Origin of the sequence: Micromonospora sp. CPCC 206060 (assembly GCF_036906895.1) — a bacterium.
Classification (GTDB): domain Bacteria; phylum Actinomycetota; class Actinomycetes; order Mycobacteriales; family Micromonosporaceae; genus Micromonospora.
In genome coordinates, this window is record NZ_JBAKHU010000122.1 from 1 (window position 1) to 8,891 (window position 8,891).

The following is an 8,891-nucleotide window of genomic DNA, read 5'->3' on the forward strand; positions in this document are numbered from 1 at the left end:
GCTCACCCCGGCCAACCACTGACCACCTCAACAACCAAGATCAGCCGTTAACTTGACACTCCCCCCGTCGTTCGAAGCCACCGTCACCATCGCCATCATCGACCAGTGGCTCCGAGCCTTACGAAACGCGGCCTAGGACGAGGTTTTCGGCACCCGCAGGGGCCTCCGTGGTGCGTATCTCGATGTTGCCGACGACCCAACGGGTTCCCTTCGGACCGCCGACCCGGATCACGGCGACCGCGGTGAGCTGGTATCCCGGTGTGCCGTTACCGTCAGCCGATTCGATGGGGGTACCGAACCGGAGGATCTCGCGCCGCTGCCCAAAGCCGCCCGCGCTCTGATCCTGAGCCGCCTCAACCCCGGCGATCGGCACCATCGGGCCGCCGTAGTTGTTGCCGTCATGAGTGAACGGGCCGGTATGGCTGAAGCCGAACGTCGGGGTGACTGACGAGTTGACGATCGTGGCGAAGGTGTCGGTGTTGACGTAGACGCTGTCGATGGCCACGTTCCGACTGGTGCCCGTGGGCCTTGGCGCGTACAGCGCGAACTGGAGCGACGTACCCGGTGTGCCGGCGCGGCCCAGCAGCCGACCCACTGCGGCTGGTTCCAGCATGGTGACCTTGCCTGAGCGGGCAAGCTGGGCCAGGCGGAGGAAGATTCCCTCCGCAGAAACGGAATTGTGCAACTGATCGTCGCCGGCAAGGGAGGGGTCGACGGTCCGGATCGCTTCGGCGAGCTGCGCCACGGCATCGAAGTCATACACAGAAAACGCTCGGCTCGGCCGCCAGGGCGCACCGGCCACCAGCGCACGAACTTCCGCCGGGACCTCCATGTCGACGGCGACCGTGTCGGTGGGCGGGGGTACGACAAGTGTCGGGTCGGACGTGAACATCGCCGGCTCGACGCGCTCCTGTTCGACGATTAGATCCCGAGGCGTCTCTGCCTCGCTGAAACGCAACGTGACCAGGGCTGGGACGGCAAGGTACGACTCGCTGGTCGCGCTCACCCTCGGCAGGTCCTGCCAGGCCAGCCGGACAAGCCGACCCACGGCGAGGAGCCCGTTGATCGCGGCCCTACCCGCGGCGACGATGAGTGCGTCGCTCAACGGCATCGATCGTGCGGTCACGCCGAGCGTGTAGGGGACGCGGTCGAACTGGGTGGTGGCGAGGGTCCGCTGCCAGGTGCGGTACTCCCGTAGCGACGATGCGGCGTTCGTACGGCTGTGCTGTGTCGCAATCGCGAGAGGCGATTGCGACTGCTGTTCTCCCCGTTTGACCAGCGGCGAGAAGGCTACTTTGTTGCCGGTGGCGCGGGTGACGCTCTGTTTGCTCGCGCCTGCGATCTGCAGGGATCCGCCTTCACCGGACGAGTGGGCCAGGATAACGTCCAGGCCCGCGGTGGTCGAGGTTTTCCGGCCGCGCAGCCCCGCGAGCTGGGCGGCACTCTGTGAGGGCTGGGCGGTGATCTCCACCTCCACCAGTCGCGGCCCGAGCCACGACCGGTGCACGAAGTGGAAGGATACGCGGCCTTTGGGACCAGCGTTGATGAGTGTGCGCAGAGCGAGCGGGGAGCTGTGGTCGGCGATCCGCGACAAGATGCCAGGCAGGTAGGCCGAATGGCCGGGACGGGTCACCCCCGGCGCCTGCGCCTCGACCAAGGCACGGATGCCTTCGCGGAATAGCGAACGCGAACCCCGGGGTATCACCGCGGTGGCCACGCCGAAGCCAAGCTCCCCGCCACTGCGAACGAACCAGTGGGGCAGCATCCGGTCGGCGGGTTCGGCAGGCCTCTCGGGGTCGGCTTGCGGGACCCCCGGGATTTGCCGCAACTCCGGATAGTTGAACAGGTCGTTCTCGGTGAGGAGGAACTCCACGGCCTCGGGCAGTTCCACCGCGAGCTGCTTCTCGAAGAACGGGCTGCCGGAAAGGGTCCCGGCCACCACGTTGCGGCTGCCTTTCGTGACGGTGACGATGTAGATCGCCCTGGCCTTGAAGCGAAACATCGAGACATCGTTCTCGGTCGTCACCCTGAACGCCATCGTGTTGTCGCTGAACGTCGTGTGGGCGTCCTCGCGGGTGCCGTAGGTGTACGTCCCTGAGGGTACGAATTGCGTGTCGCTGCCGTAGGTGCCGGTTACTGCCGTCGGCACTTCGTACAAGACGCTGCTCTCTGCCGTCTGCGACGACCCGTCAAAGGACTGCAGCCAGTTTTCCATGTCCATGGTTCCTGGCGGTGGCAGGGTCTCCACGTCGATGAGGTATCCCTCAACCGTTACCGACACATCGGTGCCCCACACCATGCCGTGCTCGCCGATGTTCTCGGACACGTACTGGTTGTCGAAGACCTGCAGGGCGTTGGCCGCCAAATGGTGGGGCGACACCGCGGCGTGCGCCACCTCCTGGCCCATGCTCTCAGGTCGACTCAACGACTCCCCGATCGCCCGCCGCTTCGCCCACGTCCAGCCACCCACCACCATCCCGCCGAACCACAGCGCCGCACGACCTGCACCGCCCGAAGGCGCGACCGTCTGGTCGTCGGCGACCGGCTCGTTCCCCCGCACCTGGACCGGCCCGGTTGCCTCGTCAGGAGGGAAAGCGCCAGGCATGGCTGGCGTCCGATCCTCCCGCGCCTCCCCATGGGGCACGCGCGCTTGAGCCGAGTTGGTCTCCGCAGAGTCCGGCGGCAACTCCGCAGTCTGCATCTGCATCTCTATGTCACCCGCGACCTGCGGCGGCACAGCCGCATCGTCTACCGGGAAGGTACCGGGCATGACATTGCTCGAAGCGGCGGACCGTTCCGCGGCAGCGGCGGCGCGGCGTACGGCCCCGACGAGGTCGCTGACCACCGCGCGGATCGATCGGCTGCCCTCCACCCGGTCCACAAGCGCCGACTCCGGCAGCCGAAGCACTCCGTTCTGGTAGACCGCATCACCGTCCGGTTGGTTCAGGCTGGCTCGATCCTGATCGGTGACCGCACGAGGTGCGGGCATCTGGTACGGACTGATCTCCACCGACTGGGCAAGAGTGCGGTAGGTGGGCACCGCCAACGCGAACATCCCGTCGACGCTGCTCGGCTCGGGCACGGGGCCGTAGCTCCACGATATCTCCATCCGTAGCGCCACCGGCACCTTGAAGGTTTGCGACCCGTCGGCGCTTGGGCTGAGCGCGTACAGTTCCTGCCCGAAGCCGATGCTGGTTTCCGTGATCGTGGCAGGGCGAGAGGACCGGTTGACTCCGCTGGAAATACTCTGCAGCGGCCTGCTCTGATCGCCCAGATCAAGTGGATTGGAGTACGAACCAGCAATACCTGCGTTCCAGCCGAACGGAGACCGGGCGCGCTTTTCGCTGGCGGGAAGAGTCGAACCGGTCCAATTCAACGTCTGAATGTCGGGCAGGAACAGATTGTGGCTGACTCCTCCCTCGGGCTCGTCGGCGAAGCGGCGATCGGCGGACAGGCGTACTTCGACCCGCTGGATTTCACCGCGGACCGGCAGTTCGAACACGATCGGATAACCGCCCTCGATCATCTCGTCCGCGGTGCCGCGCAGCCCCATACCGGAGCGTGCCAAATCAAGCTTGCGAACGTTTTCCAACCGCTGGATCCGGGTCGCCTCGTCAGTCAGTCTGTCCGCCAGCGACGGATCGCCGTCCGGCGGCAGGAAGCCCCGCTCCCTCAGCCAAGTCTCGGCCGATGCGAACAGCGGCTCGGCACCCGTGACCCGCAGCGGCGTGGTGGAGACGCCGAGCGAACGCAGCTGCGCGATCTCAAGCGGCAGGTAACGCGGCGTGGTCGGCTTCGTGACGGTGTCCGCCGGCGGCACGCGCAGAATCACCAGGTGCGGCGCGCCAGACCACCCCAAGGGGGTCGACGGTTCGGGGCGGACCACAGCACCATCCGCCCGGACGAGTTCCACATCGAAAATGACGTCGGCGGCCAGCGGGATCAGCGGCCTACTCGTCCGCAACGAGTGCGAGGTGCGTGCGCCACCGCCTGATCCCAGTGTGTGCGATACCTGATGCCGCCCACCGAGTTGCCCCCGGACAGTTCCGCCGGTCGGCTCGACCCCCGTGACAGGATCGGCGGGCGCACGTGACATGCCAAAACTCACGGAACCGTCAACGCCGACCGCGTTGGTGACCTTGGCGGAACCCTCGACGCGCAGGATTCGCAGCACGTGCGACTCCAGCACGGCATTCTGCGTCGCCGGACCGGCAACACCCCGCTCGTACAAGTCCGCACGCACCCGCAGGTAGCCGATTACCGTACCGTCTTCTGCGAACAACAACGGCGATGGCTGGATTCCCACCCACATCAACGGAATATCGCCGCGCAGGCTGTATTCGCCGAAGAACTCCTGCAGGTCACCTCTCGACGCTTTCGACAGCGACGTGAGCTGCGGCCGGAACGACGCCATGACATCGCTGAGGATCTGGTCGGCGTTCGGCACCGACTGCACCCCGAACAAGGGCACGTCGTTGCGTAATGTGTCCAGCCGCGCCGGCCGGGGCTGCTCCGTGTTCTCGGGCGGGATCTCCACGACATGCTTCGGGAACCACACCGTCAGCCGCTCGGCTGGCGGGGTGAGGTCGATCCACGGGCGGCTCACGTCGTCACCCACGCGCATTTGCCAACGCATCTGATACATGTACGGCCAGGAACGCTCGCGACTGCGCAGGATCGTCAGCGCCTGCACCCCGCCAGTGACCGTGACCGAGGTCGACGTCTGGTTGTATGTGACGGTGGGCTGCACCGTCAGCACCGCCCGCCGCAATTTACCGAGGTTTTCGACCGGCCATTTGTGGGAATACGAGAACGGGAGATTCATGGATCGAAGATCGGAGGCGGTCGCGGTCTCAGCCACCTCCCATCCGCCGAACGCCCAGCGCTGGAATGCGACCGGCGGGCCGTCGCGCAGTTGCTCGATTCCGGGGTCCGCGGCCGCCGCGTCGCCCAGCACCACCCGCAGCCAAGGGGTCTGCCCGCCATCGGCGGGTATCGACAGCGGTAGTCCCGATTCGCTACGCACCCGTGGCCACTCCCCAAACAGGTACCTTGCGGTAAGCCGCCGATCGAGCTGCGTGCCGAAGGCGGCTTGCGTTCCCCGAGCGCCCGCCGCCGCCTTCACCTGCTCGCGCAGCCACTCGACAACGCTCTCCGGCACAGGCATGACGTGCTCGAGTCCCTGCATCCCATCCAGCTGTGACCCGTATTGCCGTACCGCCTCCGTCATGCCGCCGTGCGCAGGGTCGGGTCCTGGCACCTGCGCAGATTCGTTGATCTGCGAAACGACAGGCTGCGGTTCGATCTGCCGCGCAGCGGTCAGTTGTGACTCCACCTCCTGTCGCACCAGATCGTCGGCCCCCCGGTGGTGCTCCGTGAGCGCACCACCGGAGGCCACTGCCTGAGTCTGCTGGCCGGTCTGCTCCTGCGGGTCTTCTTTGTGGTTCAGCACCGTGTGGTTCAGGACCTTGCCGTCCACCTCCAGCGCCGACTCGCGTTCGGACTCCCCGCCAAACGGGAAGGCACCAGTTGTCTTGTCGCCGGTCTCCTCCTTGCCACTCGGGTCGGTCGCAACGTGGGTCCGTCCGAGGGCGCTCGCGTCCGCCGCGAGGCTGGCGCCGCTCATACCCGGCACCTCCTCCGCAGAGGTCGCGACCACACCAAGGTCATCTCGTACCGTGACGCCCTCGGTGACCCCCACCAGATGCATCAACTGCGTGACAGTGTCCGTCACCTCCTGCGGCCTCAGTTGCTGCACCGCCGAGACACTCAACTCACCGATGGCTCCGTCGGCGAAGGACCGCGGCCTTGCCGGCTCGGGTTCCCTGGCATTCCCCTTGGCTGCGGCCCGAGTGGCGTCGGCTTGATCCCTCTCCCTGACCGCACGCTCCCAGGCCGTACCCGCATCGGGCGCCGCGTTCGTGGCACGGTCGAGCTGCTCCTGGTGCCGTGTCACGGTCTGCTCCAACCGCGTCCGATCCGCCGTACCGGCCGCCGCGTCGACCGCGTCTCTCAGCTCGGCCTGACGCCACGTCTCCGCCCGCCGCTCCGCGTTTTCGGCGTCCCGCCGCTCCGTTTCGACCCGCTCGTGTTCATCGTCGGCCGAGTGCGGGTCGGCGCGCTGCTGCTTGTCTTCCTGCCGCCGCGCGTCCTCGTCCGCCCGTACCCGATTGGCCTCCGCCAGCAGATCCGACTCGACCTGTTCGGTGCCCCCCGGCGGCTCCCAGTCCTTGTCGAGCGTCGGTGTATCCAGATCAATTCGATCCGGATCAGGGTTCACTACGTTCTGGAACGCCTGATCAATGGACGCCAGGCCAGTACCAGCCGGTTCGTCATTTTCCGCTGGTTCGGATGGCTGTCTGGGAGAGTCGGCCGGGTCGGGGGAGGTGGTGTCTGCCTGCATCGCCTGGGACGGGCTGCGTGGCGTGCTGGTGGAGGCGAGCAGGAGCGCGCTGGTGTCGGTGCCGGTCGTGGTGATCGGTTGCGGGTGGCCGATGGTGTGGTCGGGTAGGAGGTCGGTGATGGTGGCGGGCTGCCCGTCCCCGTCGAACGCCGCCACCCGAGTGCTGGACATGAACAGGTGTCGCAGCCACGGGTCACGTATCGGATCGTTCGGTTTGGGTGGGTCGAAGGGGTCGCGCGTCAGGGTGTCCCGCACCTTGATTTTCGGCGGCCCGGATTTTTGTGGCTCGTTGTGGAGGGCGAACACGTGCTGCGGTTCGTTCGGTAGTGCGGCCCTGACCACGACCATCGACCCCGGCACCGCCCGCAGCGCGGCCAGCACGTCCTCTCCTGCGACCCCGTCCGGGTGGGGGGCGACACGCTCGGGCACCGCGTCGAGAATCTCCAACAGTTGCGGCCAGCCAATTGTGGCCGCGAATCGGCCGTCCGGTCCGATGAACCGGTCGTCGAACACCCCCCGGTTGCCCCATCGCCCGTACACGTCTTTGAACGCGTCGAGAGTGGCCGGCACACACCACAACCGGTCACCGCTGCTGACCGGGCGCGCCAGCGTCTGGTCAGCAGCGGTGACCCGCTGCGCGGACTCAATCGCCCCGACGGCCGGCCCGGTTGCCGTGACGGCCGGCTCGCGGTGTGTGCCGGGGTCGCCGCTGAACGACTCGTCCGGCGACGACACATTTCTTATCGAATCCGTGTCGCTGAAGCCGCCCTTACCCGACGCGCCACTGACCGGCTCGTCCGGCAAGGACACGTCACTGATCGAAATTGTGTCGCTGGTGTCGAGGTTGCTAAATATGCCATCGCTGGAGACAGACGTGTCACTGTCACTGTCACTGTCACTGCCGCTGTCACTGTCACTGTCGCTGTCGCTGTCGCTGTCACGGTCGCTGGCGTTGGCGTTGTGGTGGATCGGCGCGCCATCGGCGCGGGAGGCAGCGCCAGCCGGCACCGTGCTACGCGCGCTGGCCGCGTCCGGCGTGGCGGGCGTGCCTGGCGTGGCGGGCGTGGCGGGCGTGCCTGGCGCGGGCGTGGCGGGCGTGCCTGGCGTGGCCGGCGTGGCGGGCGTGCCTGGCGTGGCGCTGCCGGCGGCCTGGGCGAGGACCTGGTGGTATCGCTCTACCCATTTTCGTTGGAATGATTTGGCGAGGGGGTCGTGGTTGGCCGGATCGACGCCGTACTTTTCGGCCAGGGCGGTGAACAGGTCCTTCGCCGGGTCGGCCGCCGCCGTGGTGTGCTGCTCGGGCGTTATCGGCACGGTCGGCGCGCCGGTGCGCCCGCTTTTTTGAACGTCGACGGTAGCCCAGGTGGCGGCCGGTCCGGTGGCGTCGGGGATGGCCGCGGCCGTGAAACGGGCGGGCAGGTCGGTGACCGCCTGCCGGACCACGTTCGCCACGGCGGCCACCTGCGCGGCGTCGGGACCGGCCACCACAGCGGGCAGCACGGCCGGCAGCACGGGGGGCAGCGCGGAGGTACCGAGGATCGCACCGACGCTTCGGGCCACATCGTTCCGCAGGCGCTCGACCACCTCGCGCACCGCGGCGGACGGTACCCCCGCCCCGGCGCCCCCCGGCACGCCCGCGCCTGCCGGCGTGCCAGGGGCCGACGACGTGCCGGCGCCTGCCGGCGTGCTGGCGGCCGTCGGTAGGCCGGCGGCGAGGTACTGGTCGACGTGGTGTTGGGCGGCCAGGTGCGCGACCGAACGCAGCGCCTGCCGGTCGAACTCCGCCGGCAGCGCCGCGATCACCTGCTCCGACCGCACCTCGGCCGGGATCCGCTCGCCCGAGGACGCCAACGCCTCGGCCATCCGGGCCACCGCCTGCTCCCGGACACCCGTCAGATACCGCTCGGTGAGCGCGGTACCGGGCAGACCGACCGCGGACAGGAAAGCCGGGACAGCCGGATCACCCTGCCGGGCGTCGACCCACCCGGCGAAAACCCGCTCGACCGGCACGGCAAGCGCGGCCATGCTCTGCCCCGCCTGAGCCACCCCGGCCAGCAGCCCACCGTAGTGGTCCACAAGATCCTGCTGGAACCGTTGCCACCGCTCGACCACCGGCACACCGGCGACCGCGACCCACTCCGGCACCGGCGCAGCCGGCACCGACAGGTTCGGCACCGACCACGACGGCACGGACAGGTTCGGCACCGACCACGACGGCACGGACAGGTTCGGCACCGACCACGACGGCACGGACAGGTTCGGCACCGACCACGACGGCACGGACAGGTTCGGCACCGACCACGACGGCACGGACAGGTTCGGCACCGACCACGACGGCACGGACAGGTCCAGGTTCGGCACGGACAGGTCCAGGTTCGGCACGGACAGGTCCAGGTTCGGCGTGGACAGGTTCGATGCCGGCACCGGCGGCGGCGTGGGCGGCGGGGCCTGCGTGCCGGTACCCACAGCCTTCGGATCATCGACCCCG

At 68.1% G+C, this 8,891-nt stretch carries 1 protein-coding gene; it reads right to left on the reverse strand.

Going from position 1 to position 8,891, the window contains the following annotated elements:
- Positions 1–118 precede the first annotated feature (118 nt).
- Positions 119–8,869, reverse strand: coding sequence for a hypothetical protein (locus V6U90_RS31625; RefSeq protein ID WP_334444542.1), 8,751 nt, complete (start codon positions 8,867–8,869; stop codon positions 119–121).
- Positions 8,870–8,891 lie beyond the last annotated feature (22 nt).